Origin of the sequence: Pseudocitrobacter corydidari (genome assembly GCF_021172065.1) — a bacterium.
Lineage (GTDB): Bacteria > Pseudomonadota > Gammaproteobacteria > Enterobacterales > Enterobacteriaceae > Pseudocitrobacter > Pseudocitrobacter corydidari.
The window spans coordinates 3,043,357-3,062,435 of record NZ_CP087880.1; the positions used below are offsets into that span (position 1 = coordinate 3,043,357).

Sequence of the window (19,079 nt, forward strand, 5' to 3'; positions counted from 1 at the left end):
ATGACCATTTTTAATAATTATGAAGTCTGGTTTGTAATTGGCAGCCAGCACCTTTACGGCCCGGAAGCGCTGCGTCAGGTCACGCAGCATGCAGAACAGGTGGTCAATGCCCTGAATGCGGAAGCAAAACTGCCGTGCAAACTGGTGCTGAAACCGCTGGGCACACGCCCGGATGAGATCACCGCGATTTGCCGCGATGCCAACTACGACGATAAATGTGCGGGCATGGTAGTGTGGCTGCACACCTTCTCACCGGCCAAAATGTGGATCAACGGCCTGACTATCCTCAACAAACCGCTGCTGCAATTCCATACCCAGTTCAATGCCTCCCTGCCGTGGGACAGCATCGATATGGACTTTATGAACCTGAACCAGACCGCACACGGTGGCCGGGAGTTCGGCTTTATCGGCGCGCGTATGCGTCAGCAGCACAGCGTGGTAACCGGCCACTGGCAGGATAAAAACGCGCACGAACGTATCGGCTCATGGATGCGCCAGGCGGTGTCGAAGCAGGATACCCGCCATCTGAAAGTGTGCCGCTTTGGCGACAACATGCGTGAAGTGGCGGTGACCGACGGCGATAAAGTCGCGGCACAGATTAAGTTTGGTTTCTCCGTCAACACCTGGGCGGTAGGCGACCTGGTGCAGGTGGTCAACGCGGTCAGCGATGGCGATATCAACGCGCTGGTCGACGAATACGAAAGCAGCTACCGCCTGACACCTGCCGCGCAGATCAACGGTGATAAACGCCAGAACGTACTGGATGCCGCGCGCATCGAGCTGGGGATGAAACGCTTCCTCGAAGAGGGTGGTTTCCACGCCTTCACCACCACATTTGAAGATCTCCACGGCCTGAAACAGCTTCCGGGCCTGGCGGTACAACGTCTGATGCAGCAGGGCTACGGCTTTGCGGGCGAAGGCGACTGGAAAACTGCCGCCCTGCTTCGCATCATGAAGGTGATGTCAACCGGTCTGCAGGGCGGCACCTCCTTTATGGAGGATTACACCTACCACTTCGATAACGGCAACGACCTGGTGCTCGGCTCGCACATGCTGGAAGTGTGCCCGTCGATCGCGGTGGAAGAAAAACCGATCCTCGATGTGCAGCCTCTGGGTATCGGTGGCAAAGCCGATCCGGCACGCCTGATCTTCAACACCCAAACCGGCCCGGCGATTGTCGCAAGCCTGGTGGATCTGGGCGATCGTTTCCGCCTGCTGGTCAACACCATCGAAACGGTGGCAACCCCGCACGATCTGCCGAAACTCCCGGTCGCCAACGCCCTGTGGAAAGCGCAGCCGGATCTGGCAACCGCCTCCGAAGCGTGGATCATCGGCGGCGGCGCGCACCACACCGTCTTCAGCCATGCCCTGACGCTGGACGATATGCGCCAGTTCGCTGAACTGCACGGCATCGAGATTACGGTTATCGACAACGACACCCGCCTGCCCGCGTTTAAAGACGCGCTGCGCTGGAACGAGGTTTATTACGGGTTTAAACGTTAAGTCCTGCGCACGATTGCCCGGTGGCACTACGTTTACCGGGCCTACAAGCGCAGCACCATCCGGCACACAAGAACCATATGTAGGCCGGATAAGCGAAGCGCCATCCGGCACACAGGAGCCATATGTAGGCCGGATAAGCGCAGCGCCATCCGGCACACAAGAGCCATATGTAGGCCGGATAAGCGCAGCGCCATCCGGCACACAGGAGCCATATGTAGGCCGGATAAGCGCAGCGCCATCCGGCACACAAGAGCCATTTGTAGGCCGGATAAGCGCAGCGCCATCCGGCACACAGGAGCCAATATGCTAGAAGATCTCAAACGCCAGGTGCTCGACGCCAACCTGGCGCTGCCAAAACACAACCTGGTCACCCTCACCTGGGGCAACGTCAGCGCCGTCGATCGGGAGAAAGGTGTATTTGTGATTAAACCCTCCGGTGTTGATTACAGCGTGATGACCGCCGACGATATGGTGGTGGTCAGCATCGCGACCGGCGAGGTGGTGGAAGGCAACAAAAAACCCTCTTCCGATACGCCCACCCACCGCCTGCTCTATCAGGCATTCCCGACCATCGGCGGCATTGTGCACACTCACTCCCGCCACGCCACCATCTGGGCGCAGGCAGGCCAATCCATCCCGGCGACCGGCACCACTCACGCCGACTATTTCTACGGCACCATTCCCTGCACGCGCAAAATGACCGATGCGGAAATCAACGGCGAGTACGAGTGGGAAACCGGTAACGTGATTGTCGAAACCTTTGAAAAACAGGGCATCGACGCCGCGCAAATGCCGGGCGTGCTGGTGCACTCTCATGGCCCGTTCGCGTGGGGAAAAAACGCGGAAGATGCGGTACATAACGCCATCGTGCTGGAAGAAGTGGCCTACATGGGCATTTTCTGCCGCCAGCTTGCGCCACAGTTGCCGGATATGCAGCAAACGCTGCTGGATAAGCACTATCTGCGTAAGCATGGCGCGAAGGCGTATTACGGGCAGTGAATAACAGCGTCAGCGCCTGATCGCTGGCGCTGGCTTTAATTCTTCTACTCTTTCATTTATAGTCATTCCGTGGCATTCAATGGAATGAATAGCATGGAAGAAACAATATATAAGCTAAATAAATCAATTATTCCCAAAAAACTTAAAATTGATTTTAACTCACCGTTCGGTGCGGCAATCGGTACAATGCTTTTATATGGTGCCATGTGTCTCTTTCTGAGCGGAAGTCTCGGAGCATTATTTGCAGGCTGTTTACTGGTTTTTCTATTAACCTTTATTTACAGTATGATAGTCGAGTTTATCATTTATCCTTTTACCGTCACGTCGAAGGTTCGTGCTTTCATAAACGCGCCCGCAGAGATAGCCCTCTCCCAAAATCATATCCGTGTCGATAATCAGTGCTGGTCATTGAATGGCATTAAAACGCTAAAGCTGACGCCTGACATTTACCCTAAGAATGAAAAATGTTACTTAACCATCATTACGCATAATAACAAAAAACATCGCTTCTATTTAGGCTGTGGCTTTGCCTCCGATGAGATGATCTTCGAGAACTACTCAACATTTTGCGCACATGTTAAATTCTTGTTCAGAAATAACACTTCTGCATTTAAAGAAAAATAATAGAAGTGTTTAAACCATAAACCTGCACGCGCAAAATGACCTACGCGGAAATCAAGCACGAGTACGATTGGGAAAAGATAACGAGATTATTGAAAACCTTGAAGACAGGACATCAACGCTGTGTAAATGCCGAGCATGCTGGTGCAGTTCGCATCGGGCGAGAATGTGGAAGACGCGGTACATACCGCTACCATGTACTGAAAGAAGTGGCCGACATAGATATCCTCTGCCGCCAGCTGGCATAGCTGCTATCGGATATGCGGCTGAATTAGCACTATCTGTGTAAGCATGGTGCAAAAGCGTGTTACGGATAGTGAATAGTAATAAGCGCCTAAAGGTCAGGCGCTTATTACAAGAAATAAATATTTTTATTTTAAAAGTATAGAAATAAAAAACAAAGGCGCATGCCAATAAATAGCATAATCTTTATGCAAAACCATCAAAATAATCTATTTATACAGCTTATTACCACGTAATAAAATATACTCCACAAAAAACGCAAGTTATCAAACTTCATTTTTCAATTCTCACTCGCACTGTAGTGATTTACCAAGGACATCATTTTATTAAAATCATCCTTACCAAGATGAATTCCATATTTTTTGATACACCTCCCATCATCCACATTAATCTCCCTAAGCTTCCCAGATGAAATACCATTGACTTTAAAAGTCGTCACCGTGGTTGTTATTTTACATTCTTGAAAAGAGAACGATTGAATAACCCTTCCTTTTTTTATAAATTCAAGGTGTGTTTCAGTCACTCTAAAATCGGGGCCACTGATATAAAGCTTAAAGATAAAAAAATAAAAAACAACAGAAGGTATCACCATAAATTTTATAGCATCCATCGCTGCGATTGATGGCAATCTTGTTAGAGCAAATGAGCCTCCTGACCAAAAAACAAGTGTCCATAATAATGTTATTATCCCTACAAGAATGTGTCCAACTACTTTTTTATTCTTGTTTATAAATAAATATTCCATATAACACTCCAAAATTCATTTCCATTATGAATAATACATTCATACCTTAATACATAGAATACCATGCCACTTTAAATTTAGGCTATATTTATTTGTGTTTATTAGATTACATCTTTACATTAAAGAATAATGATGCTCTACTATTTAATAGAAAAAATGATGGTTATTTTTTAGTATACGATACCAAGCATTGACAACAATAATATTGTGACGTGCGTATAATAATCTCGCTAACAAAGATGGTGTTTATATAATCAATGAGATTGTGACATACATGAATTATAAGAAGCCACTATTAAGATTGATTATATGGCGATCCCTTTTCATATTAATATCCATCCCTCTTTCTGTCTTTATTCTGGGATTTAGTCTTTATATGAAAGGTATCGCCACTTCTGAGACAAATTTTATTTTTTTATTAATAACTGTATTATTAGAGCTCTTATGTTTTACCTTGATGTTTTTCAGGGCGTTATCGTTAAGAATAAATACCCCTTCACATATCACATTACAACAACATAAAATCATTATTGATAACTCCACATTTATATTAAATGACATAGTTTTATGTTCACTCACCCCACCAAATTATGGCCCATATCATAAAAGATTTCTTAAAATCATCGATAAAAAAGGTACAAATAAAAAATACTTCCTTGGGTATAACGAAAAAAGTCAACATTTATCGTGCCCACAATATTCGATAATGTGTAAACATATGGAATTCCTGTGCCGTGATATACCTGGTAAATTTCAACTAGACCTGTAGAACTGGTCATATAAATAGTTTACATAGGAAGCCTTTCTTGAGAGTTACAAGAATATGTTTATTTCGCACAACTGAAAACTTTCCCACATCATCTTAATAAATTATTAAAATTACCATATACAACTCAGAAACCAACTTCATACTGAATTTCTTATCAAAAATACCTGCTTACGATTTACTCTTTTCAAGAGTGGAGAGGTACAATCATCCCTAAACTCAATGGAATTGAACAGATGATCGAAACAATATATAAATTAAACAAATCAATTATCACCAAATCATTAAAAATAGATTATGTATCACCCTTGAGTACAGCTACAGGCACATGTCTCTTCTATGGCGCACTGGGTTTCTTCCTGGGGGTAAGCGCAATCACGTTAATATTATTCACTTTGGCTATTTTCATATTAATGTTTATTTTCGGCTTGATAGTTCAAGGCATGTTTTTTCCTGTCGCCTTCGCCAACAGAAAACGGATCCAGTTCCGCACTCCCGCAGAGATAGCCCTCGCCCAAAATCATATCCGTGTCGATAATCAGTGCTGGTCATTAAATGACATTAAAACGCTACAGCTGACGCCTGACATTTACCCGAAGAATGAAAAATGTTACTTAACCATCATCGGGCATGATAATAAAAAGCATCGCTTTTTTTTAGGCTGTGGCTTTGCCTCCGAAGAGATGATCTTCGAGAACTACTCAACATTCTGCGAACATGTTAAATTCTTGTTCAGAAATAACACATCAGCATTTAAAGAAAAATAGCTCTCTATGCAGAGATCATTCTTTTTAGATTTGCCTGCCCCCCCTTTAATTTTAATACCAATCACGCTATTTTACCCACCAACAAAAACCGTTATTCATTTACATCATGAATATAATGGAGCCTTTATCTTGGCCTCTGAAATAAAATACCCCCTCAACAAAAAAGTGATCTCCCGTATCGTTCTCGAAGATAACTTTTTTATCGTGGCAACCATTCCCGTCAGCCTGCTGATTCTACTCATTTTTTCAATGTTTATCGGCGTACCGTTTCTCTCAATGGCGCTGGGTGCGCTCGGCGTAACACTGGTTGCAGAGTTGCTGTTAGCCCTGGCGATGTTTATTTATGCCCACTGGATAAAATCAAGAACACCGGAGCAGATTGTTCTCAGCGCCGAAGCCATCACAATTGATGATAAAACCTGGCAATGGAAAAACATTGAGACCATAAAACTCACCCCAAATATTTACCCAATGAATAAAAAATACCATCTGGCGATCGCAGACCACGCGGGAAACAAAACCACCTGGTTTCTGGGATATGGCCACGGTACTAAGTGGGTTATTTTTTCCGACTACCAGTCTCTGTGTGAGCAGGTGGCGTTTTACTGCGAAGGCGAGCCGGGCAAATTTCAGTCCTATTGAAAACGCACCTGTACAAAAAACCAGTTAAAACCAACTAAACCAGGTTATAATCAGCGCTTATTCATCAGGTGAGAAACGCGTGTGGCGCAGGCGCAAGCTGGCTTTATCTTAACCCGCCACTGGCGGGACACTCCTCAGGGGACAGAAGTCACCTTCTGGCTGGCGACGGATGCAGGTCCGCTTGCCGTGACGCTGCCGCCCCAGGAGTCGGTCGCCTTTATCCCGGAAGCGCAGCGCGCGCAGACGGAACGCCTGTTACAGGGTGAGCGCGATGCCCGCCTTGCCCCGCTCACCTTACAAGATTTTCACCGCCAGCCGGTGTTCGGCCTCTACTGCCGCTCTCATCGCCAGTTGATGCGCCTCGATAAACTGCTGCGCGAAAACGGCATCACCGTGTATGAAGCAGACATTCGTCCGCCAGAACGCTATCTGATGGAGCGCTTTATCACCGCCCCGGTGTGGTTCGATGGCGACGCACGCGGTAATGGGCTGGTGAATGCACGGCTAAAACCCCATGACACCTATCGCCCGGCGCTGAAGTGGGCCTCTGTCGATATCGAAACCACCCGTCACGGCGAGCTGTATTGCATCGGCATTGAAGGCTGCGGCCAGCGCGTGGTCTACATGCTCGGCCCGGCCAACGGAGATGCCTCGGCGGTAGATTTTGAGCTGGAGTACGTCGCCAGCCGCCCACAACTTTTAGAAAAACTGAATGCCTGGTTCGCTCAGCACGACCCGGATGTCATCATCGGCTGGAACGTGGTGCAGTTCGATTTACGCGTGCTGCAAAAACACGCCGAGCGCTACCGTATTCCGCTGATGCTGGGCCGTGGCAACAGCGAGCTGGAGTGGCGCGAACACGGGTTTAAGAACGGTGTGTTTTTCGCCCAGGCTAACGGGCGGCTGATTCTCGACGGCATTGAAGCGCTGAAATCCGCGTTCTGGAATTTCTCTTCGTTTTCGCTGGAGGCGGTAGCGCAGGAGCTGCTGGGCGAAGGCAAAGCCATTGATAACCCGTGGGACAGAATGGACGAAATTGACCGCCGTTTCGCCGAAGATAAGCCTGCGCTGGCGAAATATAACCTCAAAGATTGCGAGCTGGTAACGCAGATTTTCCACAAAACGGAAATTATGCCATTCCTGCTGGAACGCGCCACGGTTAACGGGCTGGCGGTTGACCGTCACGGTGGCTCGGTTGCCGCCTTTAGCCACCTCTATTTCCCGCGTATGCATCGCCTGGGTTATGTCGCACCTAATTTAGGCGAAGTACCACCGCAGGCGAGCCCCGGCGGCTACGTGATGGATTCACGCCCCGGTTTGTACGATTCGGTGCTGGTGCTGGATTACAAAAGCCTGTATCCGTCGATTATCCGTTCATTTTTGATTGACCCGGTCGGGCTGGTTGAAGGGATGAATCAGCCGGATGCGCAACACAGTACCGAAGGTTTTCTTGGCGCCTGGTTCTCACGCGATAAACACTGCCTGCCGGGGATCGTCAGCCAAATCTGGCACGCGCGCGATGAAGCCAAACAGCATAAAAACAAACCGCTCTCGCAAGCACTGAAGATCATCATGAACGCGTTTTACGGCGTACTCGGCACCAGCGCCTGCCGCTTTTTTGATCCCCGCCTCGCGTCGTCGATCACCATGCGCGGGCACGCGATCATGCGCCAGACCAAAGCGCTTATCGAATCCAAAGGTTACGACGTCATCTATGGCGATACGGACTCCACCTTTGTGTGGCTTAAAAAAGCGCATGATGAAAACGCCGCGGCGAAAATTGGCCGTGATCTCGTTGAATTTGTTAACCAGTGGTGGGCCGATGAGCTACAAAAGTCGGGCTTAACCAGCGCGCTGGAGCTGGAGTTTGAAACCCACTTTTGTCGCTTCCTGATGCCGACGATCCGCGGTGCCGATACCGGCAGTAAAAAACGCTACGCCGGGATGATTCAGGAAGGCACGGAACAAAGAATGCTTTATAAAGGCCTCGAAACAGTGCGCACTGACTGGACGCCGCTGGCGCAACAGTTCCAGCAGGAGCTCTATCTGCGCATCTTCCGCAACGAGCCTTACCGCGACTATATTCTTGAAACCATCGATAACCTGATGTCGGGCAAGCTCGACAGCAAACTGGTCTACCGCAAGCGCCTGCGTCGCCCGCTGGCTGAATATCAGCGCAACGTGCCGCCGCATGTGCGCGCCGCACGTCTGGCAGACGAACACAACGCGCGCCTGGGCCGCCCGCTTCAGTATCAGCAGCGCGGCAGCATCAAATATGTCTGGACCACCAGCGGCCCGGAACCGCTGGATTATCAACAGTCGCCGCTTGATTACGAGCACTACCTGACAAAACAATTAGAGCCCGTTGCCGAAGGAATTCTCCCCTTTGTCGACGACGATTTTGCTACAATAGTGACAGGGCAACTGGGGCTATTTTGACAGGTGACTAACGCCGCGCCATCCAGTACCATAGCGCCCTTTCCATTCCTGGACCTCATTCATTCGCCGCCTCTTCATCAGGCGGTGGATGGGTATTGCCTGCAATTTACAAAGAGATAGAGCCGAACACTTATGCCTTTTACACTTGGTCAACGCTGGATCAGCGATACAGAAAGCGAACTGGGACTTGGTACTGTAGTTGCAATGGATGCACGCACCGTCACCCTGCTCTTTCCGGCTACCGGAGAGAACCGTCTGTATGCCCGAAGCGACTCCCCCGTGACCCGCGTGATGTTCAATCCTGGCGACACGATTACAAGCCATGATGGCTGGCAGTTGCACGTTGATGAAGTTATTGAAGAAAAAGGCCTGCTGGCCTATGTCGGCACCCGTCTGGATACTGAAGAAGCCAATGTTGTGCTGCGTGAAGTGTTGCTCGACAGCAAACTGGTTTTCAGTAAACCCCAGGACCGCCTGTTTGCAGGGCAAATCGACCGTATGGATCGCTTTGCCCTGCGCTACCGTGCGCGTAAATATCAGAGCGAACAATACCGCATGCCGTACAGCGGCCTGCGTGGGCAGCGTACCAGCCTGATCCCTCATCAGCTCAATATCGCCCACGATGTGGGCCGTCGCCACGCGCCGCGCGTGCTGCTGGCCGATGAAGTGGGTTTAGGTAAAACCATCGAAGCCGGGATGATCCTGCATCAGCAGCTGCTCTCTGGCGCGGCCCAGCGCGTGCTGATCATCGTGCCAGAAACTCTCCAGCACCAGTGGCTGGTTGAGATGCTGCGCCGCTTCAACCTACGCTTTGCGCTGTTTGACGATGAGCGTTACGCCGAAGCGCAGCACGACGCCTATAACCCGTTTGAAACCGAACAACTGGTCATTTGCTCGCTGGACTTCGTGCGCCGCAACAAGCAGCGCCTGGAGCATTTGTGCGACGCCGAATGGGACATCATGGTGGTCGATGAAGCGCATCACCTGGTGTGGAGCGAAGATGCGCCAAGCCGTGAATATCAGTGTATTGAACAGCTGGCAGAACGCGTGCCGGGCGTCCTGCTGCTGACCGCAACGCCGGAACAGCTGGGGATGGAGAGCCACTTTGCGCGTCTGCGTCTGCTCGACCCGAACCGCTTCCACGATTTTGAGCAGTTTGTCGAAGAACAGAAAAACTATCGCCCGGTAGCCGACGCGGTCGCGCTGCTGCTGGCGGGCAACAAACTCAGCAACGACGAGCTGAACACCCTGGGCGAGCTGATTGGCGAGCAGGATATTGAAGCCCTGCTGCAAACGGCGAACAGCGACCGCGACGGCGCAGAAGCCGCACGCCAGGAACTGATCAGCATGCTGATGGACCGGCACGGCACCAGCCGCGTGCTGTTCCGTAACACCCGTAACGGCGTGAAGGGCTTCCCGAAACGCGAGCTGCACACCATCAAACTGCCGCTGCCAACCCAGTATCAAACGGCGATTAAAGTCTCCGGCATTATGGGCGCGCGTAAGAGTGCGGAAGAACGCGCTCGCGATATGCTTTACCCGGAACAGATTTATCAGGAATTTGAAGGTGATACCGGCACCTGGTGGAACTTCGACCCGCGCGTGGAGTGGCTGATGGGCTACCTGACCAGCCACCGCTCACAGAAAGTGCTGGTGATTTGCGCCAAAGCCGCCACCGCGCTGCAACTGGAACAGGTTCTGCGCGAGCGCGAGGGCATCCGCGCCGCCGTGTTCCATGAAGGAATGTCGATCATCGAACGCGACCGCGCAGCGGCCTGGTTTGGTGAAGAAGACAGTGGCGCGCAGGTGCTGCTGTGTTCTGAAATCGGTTCTGAAGGGCGTAACTTCCAGTTCGCCAGCAATCTGGTGATGTTCGACCTGCCGTTCAACCCGGACCTGCTGGAGCAGCGTATTGGCCGTCTGGACCGTATCGGTCAGGCGCACGATATTCAGATCCACGTGCCGTATCTGGAACGCACCGCACAGTCCGTGCTGGTTCGCTGGTTCCATGAAGGTCTGGACGCATTCGAGCATACCTGCCCGACCGGCCGCACCATCTATGACAGCGTGCACGACCAATTAATTAACTACTTAGCCGCGCCGGAAAACAGCGAAGGCTTTGATGATCTGATCAAAACCTGTCGCGAACAGCATGACGCACTGAAAGCGCAGCTGGAACAGGGTCGCGACCGCCTGCTGGAAATCCACTCAAACGGCGGCGAGAAAGCGCAGGCGCTGGCCGAAAGCATTGAAGAGCAGGATGACGATACCAACCTGATCGCCTTCGCCATGAACCTGTTTGATATCGTCGGTATCAACCAGGACGATCGTGGCGAAAACCTGATTGTTCTGACGCCGTCCGACCATATGTTAGTGCCAGACTTCCCTGGCCTGCCGGAAGATGGCTGTACCGTCACCTTCGAGCGTGACGTGGCGCTTTCGCGTGAAGATGCGCAGTTCCTGACCTGGGAACACCCGATTATCCACAACGGTCTGGATCTGATCCTCTCCGGCGATACGGGCAGCAGCACCATTTCTCTGCTGAAAAACAAAGCGCTGCCGGTCGGTACGCTGCTGGTTGAACTGATCTACGTCGTGGAAGCCAATGCGCCGAAACAGCTGCAGCTCAACCGCTTCCTGCCGCCAACGCCAGTACGCATGCTGCTGGATAAAAACGGCACCAACCTGGCGGCGCAGGTGGAGTTTGAAACCTTCAACCGCCAGTTGAGCGCGGTAAACCGCCATACGGGCAGCAAGCTGGTTAACGCCGTACAGCAGGACGTTCACGCGATTCTGCAATTGGGCGAAGGCCAGATTGCCAAAGCCGCGCAGGCGCTGATCGATTCTGCGCGCAGTGAAGCCGATGAAAAACTGAGTGCTGAACTGTCGCGTCTGGAAGCCCTGAAAGCGGTCAACCCGAACATTCGTGATGACGAGCTTTCCGCTATCGAAAGCAACCGCCAGCAGGTGATGGAAAGCCTGTCGCAGGCTGGCTGGCGTCTGGATGCGTTGCGCCTGATCGTTGTGACGCACCAGTAACAGGAGCCCGCTATGGGAATGGAAAACTACAATCCGCCGCAGGATCCGTGGCTGGTTATTCTCTATCAGGACGAGCACATCATGGTGGTCAACAAGCCAAGCGGCTTGTTGTCCGTGCCGGGCCGTCAGGAAGAGCATAAAGACAGCGTGATGCTGCGCGTGCAGCGCGATTATCCGCAGGCCGAATCCGTCCATCGTCTGGATATGGCGACCAGCGGCGTCATTGTGGTGGCCCTGACCAAAGCGGCTGAGCGCGAGCTTAAACGTCAGTTCCGCGAACGCGAGCCGAAAAAGCAGTACGTGGCGCGCGTTTGGGGGCACCCTAAACCGCAAGAGGGCCTGGTGGATTTACCGCTGATTTGCGACTGGCCAAACCGGCCGAAGCAGAAGGTGTGTTACGAAACCGGCAAAACGGCACAAACGGAGTATGAGGTGCTGGAGTACGCGGACGATAACACCGCCCGCGTGCTGCTTAAGCCGATTACCGGGCGCTCGCACCAGTTGCGCGTGCATATGCTGGCGTTAGGTCATCCGATTCTGGGCGACCGCTTTTACGCAACGCCCGAAGCGCTGGCGATGGCCCCGCGTCTGCTGCTGCATGCGCAGACGCTGACCATTACGCATCCGGAGTTTGGCAACAGTATGACGTTTAAAGCACCGGTGGATTTTTGAGGCAGTAGCCACCCCGGCATGCGAAGTATCGTAGGCCGGATAAGGCGTTTACGCCGCCATCCGGCACCTGTGCACGATGCCCGGTGGCGCTTCGCTTACCGGGCCTACAAAAGAGAGTTCGCAAGCCGCCATCCGGCAATACTCGCATGTTACTTAAACCCTTTCTGTTCCTTAATCAGCTCGTACGCACGCTGGATTTCCTGCGCTTTTTGCTTCGCCATCTCCATCATTTCTGGTGGTAAACCTTTTGCCACCAGCTTATCCGGGTGATGCTCGCTCATCAGCTTACGGTACGCACGTTTAATGGTCGTCGCATCGTCGGTGCTTTTCACGCCGAGCACGTTGCAGGCATCCTCCAGCGTCGGGCCGCGCTGCGCCTGTTGCCAACCGCCTGCGCCCTGCGACTGCTGCTGATAACCGCCGCCAAACTGCGCCCCGCCCTGCATCATGCGCAGGAACTGATCGAACTGCGCGCGAGAAATCCCGAGCTCTTCGGCAATCACATACAGCACGTCACGTTCGTTCGGATGCAGTGAACCGTCAGCAAATGCCGCCTGAATCTGAATTTCAAGAAACATCCTAATCAGATCAAAACGCCCAAAGCAGACGCTACGGAACTGACGCATTTTTTCGCGCAGCGGATAGTTATCTGATTTGCCCACGCGGAACGCCTGCTGTGCCGCGGTGCGAGAAGCGCCGTGCAGGTTCATTCTGTCCATTAACAGACTGGCGATATGAATATCCGCTTCCGTGACACGCCCTTTCGATTTGGTCAGGTGGCCCATGACTTCAAAGGTGGTGGCAAAAAAGAGAGACTGACGCTCCTGTTGATTCGCAAACCAGTTCATCCGGCGGCTGCGCGCCTTGTCAAACATGTGGCCCACGAGCAATCCGAGGACGACGCCCCAGAACCCGCCACCCATCATTAAGGCGATGGCTACACCAATCACTTTACCCCAATACTGCATATACTCCCCAAATCGTCATGCCAGCGGCTAAAATATGCATTATCATACCCGTCATTCAATGCCGTGCCTAACACCTCTGGCCGGGACGGGCAGGATAAGTACTAGCGTCAAGCCGTTGAGTACGTTAGTCTCTGACCGTTTGCAAGCCGCAATGCTATAGATGACGGAACAACAAATACAACGTATGAAAAAACGTATTCCCACCCTCCTGGCGACTATGATTGCCAGTGCCTTGTACAGCCAGCAGGGCATGGCTGCCGATCTCGCTTCGCAATGTATGCTGGGCGTGCCGAGCTACGACCGTCCATTGGTGAAAGGCGAGACCAACGATCTGCCTGTCACGATTAACGCCGATCACGCAAAAGGGAACTACCCTGATGACGCGGTGTTTACGGGCAATGTCGACATTAACCAGGGAAATAGCCGCTTGCAGGCCGATGAAGTTCAGCTTCATCAAAAACAGCCTGAAGGTCAGACTGCGCCAGTGCGCACGGTCGATGCCCTCGGTAATGTACACTATGACGATAACCAGGTGATCCTGAAAGGTCCGAAAGCCTGGTCGAATCTCAATACCAAAGATACCAACGTCTGGGAAGGTGATTACCAGATGGTGGGTCGTCAGGGCCGCGGGACGGCGGATCTGATGAAACAGCGTGGCGAAAACCGTTACACCATTCTGGAAAACGGCACCTTCACGTCGTGCCTGCCGGGTTCTAACACCTGGAGCGTTGTCGGTTCTGAAGTTATCCAGGACCGTGAAGAAGAAGTCGCGGAAATCTGGAACGCCCGTTTTAAAGTGGGCCCGGTTCCGATTTTTTATAGCCCTTATTTACAGTTACCAATCGGCGATAAACGTCGTTCAGGTTTCCTGATCCCCAATGCCCGGTACAGCACGAAGAACTACTTTGAGTTCTATCTGCCTTACTACTGGAACATCGCACCGAACATGGATGCGACCATCACGCCACACTATATGCACCGACGTGGCGGCATCATGTGGGAGAACGAATTCCGCTATCTGACCAAAGCGGGCGCGGGTTTGATGGAGCTCGATTACCTGCCATCGGATAAAGTCTATAGCGATGAGCACCCGGATGACGATAACAGCCGTCGCTGGATGTTCTACTGGCGTCATGCGGGCGTGCTGGATCAGGTATGGCGCTTCAACGTCGACTACACCAAAGTCAGCGACCCGAACTACTTCAACGACTTTGACTCCAAATACGGTTCCAGTACCGACGGCTACGCGACGCAAAAATTCAGCGTCGGCTATGCGGTGCAGAACTTCAACGCCACCGTGTCAACGAAACAGTTCCAGGTCTTCGACCGAACCAGCAGTAACTCCTACTCTGCTGAACCGCAGCTGGATGTGAACTTCTATCAGAACGACGTTGGGCCGTTCGATACGCGTATCTACGGCCAGGCGGTGAATTTTGTTAACACTAACAGCGATCGTCCGGAAGCGACGCGTCTGCACCTTGAGCCGACGATTAACCTGCCGCTGTCTAACGGTTGGGGAAGTCTGAACACTGAAGCGAAGCTGCTTGCGACTCACTACCAGCAGAAGAACGTTGAAAACACCCAGTACGATGACTCGGTAAACCGCACGATGCCGCAGTTTAAAGTCGACGGTAAGATGGTGTTTGAGCGCGATATGGACTGGTCTGCGGGTTATACCCAGACGCTGGAACCGCGCGCGCAGTATCTGTACGTGCCTTATCGTGACCAGAGCAACATCTACAACTACGACTCTTCGCTGCTGCAATCCGACTACAGCGGGCTGTTCCGTGACCGTACCTACGGCGGCCTTGACCGCATTGCGTCAGCCAACCAGGTGACGACCGGCCTCACATCTCGCGTATATGATGAATCGGCGATTGAACGTTTTAACGTTTCTGTTGGTCAAATCTACTATTTCACCGAGTCTCGTACCGGTGATGATACAACGACCTGGCAAAATGATGACAACACCGGTTCGTTGGTGTGGGCGGGAGACACCTATTTACGTCTGACCGACCGTTGGGGCCTGCGTGGCGGCATCCAGTACGATAAACGTCTGGATAACATCTCCACCAGCAGCACCACCCTTGAGTATCGCCGTGACCAGGACCGTTTAGTCCAGTTGAGCTACCGTTACGCCAGCCCGGAATATATCCAGGCGACATTGCCGCCTAACTACTCGTCGTCAGAGCAGTATAAGAACGGGATCTCGCAGGTAGGCGGCATAGCCAGTTGGCCGATTGCCGATCGCTGGTCTGTTGTGGGCGCGTACTACTTTGACACCAATAGTCACAAACCGGCCGATCAAATGCTGGGCGTGCAGTATAACTCCTGCTGCTACGCCATCCGTGTCGGCTACGAACGTAAGCTGAACGGTTGGGACAAAAATGAAAGTAGAGAACACGCCGTCTACGACAACGTAATCGGCTTTAATATTGAGCTTCGTGGATTGAGTTCGAACTATGGTCTGGGTACCCAGCAAATGCTGCGTTCGAACATTCTGCCTTACCAGAACTCATTGTAACGACACTGACAGAAACTTAAGCCGCCGAGCGGTTTGTTAATTGAAATGGAAAAAGTATGAAGAACTGGAAAACGCTGCTTCTTGGTATCGCGTTAGTCGCGAATACCAGTTTCGCCGCCCCACAGGTTGTCGATAAAGTAGCAGCCGTCGTAAACAATGGTGTCGTACTTGAGAGCGACGTCAACGGTCTGATGCAATCCGTCAAGCTCAACGCGGGCCAGGCGGGGCAACAACTGCCGGACGACGCAACTCTGCGCCACCAGATCCTGGAACGTCTGATCATGGACCAGATCATGCTGCAGATGGGTCAGAAAATGGGCGTCAAAATTTCTGACGATCAGTTGGATCAAGCTATCGCCAACATCGCGAAGCAGAACAACATGACAACCGATCAGATGCGCAGCCGTCTGGCTTACGATGGCCTGAACTACAGCACCTATCGCAGCCAGATCCGCAAAGAGATGATCATCTCTGAAGTGCGTAACAACGAAGTGCGTCGTCGCGTTTCCGTCCTGCCGCAGGAAGTAGACGCGCTGGCAAGCCAGATTGGCGACCAGAACGACGCCAGCACTGAACTGAATCTAAGCCACATCCTGATCCCGCTGCCGGAAAACCCGTCTTCTGACCAGGTGAACGAAGCGCAGAGCCAGGCGGAGTCTATCGTTGAGCAGGCGCGCGGTGGTGCTGATTTTGGCAAACTCGCTATCTCCTACTCTGCTGATCAGCAGGCACTGAAAGGCGGCCAGATGGGCTGGGGCCGCATTCAGGAACTGCCGGGTATCTTCGCGCAGGCGCTGACTACCGCCAAAAAAGGCGATATCGTCGGCCCGATCCGCTCCGGCGTCGGCTTCCATATCCTGAAAATCAACGATATGCGTGGCGGCTCTCAGAGCATCTCCGTGACCGAAGTGCATTCTCGCCACATTCTGCTGAAACCGTCGCCGATCATGACCGACGAACAGGCGCGTGTGAAGCTGGAGCAGGTTGCTGCGGATATTCGTAGCGGTAAAACCACCTTCGATAAAGCGGCAAAAGAGCTGTCTCAGGACCCAGGTTCTGCTAACCAGGGCGGTGATTTAGGTTGGGCAACGCCGGATATGTACGATCCTGCGTTCCGCGATGCGCTGATGAAACTGAACAAAGGCCAGATGAGCGCCCCGGTTCACTCTTCCTTCGGCTGGCACCTGATCGAGCTGCTGGATACCCGCAAGGTTGACCGCACCGATGCCGCGCAGAAAGACAAAGCGTACCGCATGCTGATGAACCGTAAATTCTCTGAAGAAGCGGCAACCTGGATGCAGGAACAGCGCGCCAGCGCTTATGTCAAAATTCTGAGCAACTAATGACGACAACCCATCGTGTGGTGATCACGCCCGGCGAACCCGCCGGGATTGGTCCGGATCTGGTTATCCAGCTCGCCCAGCGCGATTGGCCCGTTGAACTGGTGGTGTGCGCCGATGGCGCACTCCTCAGTGAGCGAGCCACGCTCCTCGGCCTTCCGCTTTCTCTTCTGCCTTACTCCCCTGACGAATCCGCCCAACCGCAACCCGCCGGTACGCTCACCCTGCTCTCTGTGCCGCTACGCGCGCCAGTGACGCCAGGCGAGCTTAACGTGCAGAACGGTCACTATGTGGTGGATACGCTGGCACGCGCCTGTGACGGCTGCCTGAGTGGCGAATTTGCCGCCCTGATTACCGGGCCGGTGCACAAAGGCATCATCAACGACGCGGGCGTGCCCTTTACCGGGCATACGGAGTTCTTTGAAGAGCGCTCGCACGCACCGAAAGTGGTGATGATGCTGGCGACGGAAGAACTGCGCGTGGCGCTGGCGACGACGCATCTGCCGTTAAAGGACGTAAGCGATGCGATCACGGTCGATTTGCTCGACGAAGTGATCACCATTCTGCATCACGATCTGCAAACCAAATTTGGCCTCGCTACGCCGCATATTCTGGTGTGCGGCCTCAACCCGCACGCGGGCGAAGGCGGCCATATGGGCACGGAAGAAATAGACACCATTATCCCGGTGCTGAATACGCTGCGCGCGAAAGGAATGAATCTGAGCGGGCCGCTGCCTGCCGATACTCTTTTCCAGCCTAAGTATCTTGATAATGCCGACGCGGTGCTCGCAATGTACCACGATCAGGGCTTACCCGTGCTAAAATACCAGGGCTTTGGCCGTGGCGTGAATATCACCCTCGGTTTACCCTTTATTCGAACCTCTGTTGACCACGGCACTGCCCTTGAACTGGCAGGTCACGGAAAAGCAGAGGTCGGCAGTTTTATTACGGCGCTTAATCTCGCCATCAAAATGATTGTTAACTCTAAATGAATAATCGAGTCCATCAGGGCCACTTAGCCCGTAAACGTTTCGGGCAAAACTTCCTTAACGATCAGTTCGTTATTGACAGCATCGTTTCGGCGATCAATCCGCAGAAAGGCCAGGCGATGGTTGAAATCGGCCCGGGTCTTGCCGCATTGACCGAGCCGGTTGGCGAACGTCTTGACGAAATGACCGTCATCGAGCTTGACCGTGACCTCGCCGCACGTCTGAAAACGCACCCGTTCCTGGGGCCGAAGCTGACCATTTATCAGCAGGACGCCATGACCATGAACTTCGGTGAGCTTTCGCAAACGCTGGGCCAGCCGCTGCGCGTATTCGGCAACCTGCCGTATAACATCTCGACGCCGCTGATGTTCCATCTGTTTAGCTATACTAATGCGATCGCCGACATGCACTTCATGTTGCAAAAAGAGGTGGTTAACCGTCTGGTTGCAGGCCCGAACAGCAAGGCGTATGGTCGTTTAACGGTGATGGCGCAGTATTACTGCCAGGTTATCCCGGTACTCGAAGTGCCGCCGAGCGCCTTTACGCCGCCGCCTAAAGTCGATTCTGCCGTCGTGCGCCTGGTGCCACACAGCACCAAGCCATATCCGGTGAAAGACGTTCGCGTGCTGAGCCGCATCACCACAGAGGCGTTTAACCAGCGTCGTAAAACGATCCGCAACAGTCTCGGCAACCTGTTCAGCGTTGAAGTTCTGACGGAGCTGGGCGTCGACCCGACGATGCGGGCAGAAAATATCTCTGTTGCGCAGTACTGCAAGATGGCCAACTATCTGGCAGAGAACGCGCCGCCGAAGGAGAGCTAAA

Annotated in this window: 14 protein-coding genes; 12 read left to right on the forward strand and 2 right to left on the reverse strand. The window is 52.5% G+C overall.

Going from position 1 to position 19,079, the window contains the following annotated elements:
* From araA to G163CM_RS14205, 3 genes are all read left to right on the forward strand, one after another.
* Entirely contained in the window at nt 1–1,503 is a 1,503-nt protein-coding gene (gene araA / locus G163CM_RS14195; protein WP_231825397.1) for an L-arabinose isomerase, read from the forward strand.
* A 303-nt stretch (nt 1,504–1,806) separates the two neighbouring features.
* Nucleotides 1,807–2,502, forward strand: coding sequence for an L-ribulose-5-phosphate 4-epimerase (araD, locus tag G163CM_RS14200; protein WP_015965948.1), 696 nt, complete (start codon nt 1,807–1,809; stop codon nt 2,500–2,502).
* A 93-nt stretch (nt 2,503–2,595) separates the two neighbouring features.
* The gene (locus tag G163CM_RS14205) at nt 2,596–3,126 is read left to right on the forward strand and encodes a hypothetical protein (protein WP_231825398.1); all 531 of its coding nucleotides are present in this window, start codon (nt 2,596–2,598) and stop codon (nt 3,124–3,126) included.
* A 520-nt stretch (nt 3,127–3,646) separates the two neighbouring features.
* Here G163CM_RS14205 and G163CM_RS14210 read toward each other — a convergent pair.
* On the reverse strand, nt 3,647–4,111 hold the full coding sequence (locus G163CM_RS14210; RefSeq protein WP_231825399.1) for a hypothetical protein: 465 nt from the start codon (nt 4,109–4,111) through the stop codon (nt 3,647–3,649).
* Nucleotides 4,112–5,113: 1,002 nt separating this feature from the next.
* Here G163CM_RS14210 and G163CM_RS14215 point away from each other — a divergent pair.
* From G163CM_RS14215 to rluA, 5 genes are all read left to right on the forward strand, one after another.
* Nucleotides 5,114–5,644, forward strand: a complete 531-nt coding sequence (locus tag G163CM_RS14215; RefSeq protein WP_231825400.1) for a hypothetical protein — start codon at nt 5,114–5,116, stop codon at nt 5,642–5,644.
* Between the two features lie 6 nt (nt 5,645–5,650).
* Nucleotides 5,651–6,286, forward strand: coding sequence for a hypothetical protein (locus G163CM_RS14220; protein WP_231825401.1), 636 nt, complete (start codon nt 5,651–5,653; stop codon nt 6,284–6,286).
* Between the two features lie 81 nt (nt 6,287–6,367).
* A complete protein-coding gene (gene polB / locus G163CM_RS14225; RefSeq protein ID WP_231825402.1) occupies nt 6,368–8,725 on the forward strand; it encodes a DNA polymerase II in 2,358 nt (785 codons plus the stop codon).
* A gap of 132 nt (nt 8,726–8,857) precedes the next feature.
* Nucleotides 8,858–11,764: an RNA polymerase-associated protein RapA gene (rapA, locus tag G163CM_RS14230; RefSeq protein WP_231825403.1), complete on the forward strand. Its 2,907-nt coding sequence runs from the start codon at nt 8,858–8,860 to the stop codon at nt 11,762–11,764.
* A 12-nt stretch (nt 11,765–11,776) separates the two neighbouring features.
* Nucleotides 11,777–12,436, forward strand: a complete 660-nt coding sequence (gene rluA, locus G163CM_RS14235) for a bifunctional tRNA pseudouridine(32) synthase/23S rRNA pseudouridine(746) synthase RluA (RefSeq protein WP_231825404.1) — start codon at nt 11,777–11,779, stop codon at nt 12,434–12,436.
* 149 nt (nt 12,437–12,585) lie between these two features.
* Here rluA and djlA read toward each other — a convergent pair whose 3' ends face one another.
* Nucleotides 12,586–13,404 carry a co-chaperone DjlA gene (gene djlA, locus G163CM_RS14240; RefSeq protein ID WP_149463075.1) on the reverse strand — a complete coding sequence of 273 codons (819 nt, stop codon included), beginning with the start codon at nt 13,402–13,404 and terminating at the stop codon, nt 12,586–12,588.
* 184 nt (nt 13,405–13,588) lie between these two features.
* On the opposite strand from djlA, the gene lptD reads away from it, so the two are divergent.
* Genes lptD through rsmA form a run of 4 tightly spaced genes read left to right on the forward strand, consistent with a single transcriptional unit; the run spans nt 13,589 to nt 19,078 of the window.
* Nucleotides 13,589–15,928: an LPS assembly protein LptD gene (lptD, locus tag G163CM_RS14245; protein ID WP_231825405.1), complete on the forward strand. Its 2,340-nt coding sequence runs from the start codon at nt 13,589–13,591 to the stop codon at nt 15,926–15,928.
* A gap of 56 nt (nt 15,929–15,984) precedes the next feature.
* On the forward strand, nt 15,985–17,271 hold the full coding sequence (gene surA / locus G163CM_RS14250; protein WP_015965955.1) for a peptidylprolyl isomerase SurA: 1,287 nt from the start codon (nt 15,985–15,987) through the stop codon (nt 17,269–17,271).
* Nucleotides 17,271–18,260: a 4-hydroxythreonine-4-phosphate dehydrogenase PdxA gene (gene pdxA, locus G163CM_RS14255; protein WP_231825406.1), complete on the forward strand. Its 990-nt coding sequence runs from the start codon at nt 17,271–17,273 to the stop codon at nt 18,258–18,260. Before surA ends, pdxA begins: the two co-directional genes overlap by 1 nt.
* Nucleotides 18,257–19,078, forward strand: coding sequence for a 16S rRNA (adenine(1518)-N(6)/adenine(1519)-N(6))-dimethyltransferase RsmA (gene rsmA / locus G163CM_RS14260; RefSeq protein ID WP_015965957.1), 822 nt, complete (start codon nt 18,257–18,259; stop codon nt 19,076–19,078). Before pdxA ends, rsmA begins: the two co-directional genes overlap by 4 nt.
* The last annotated feature ends 1 nt before the right edge of the window (nt 19,079 follow it).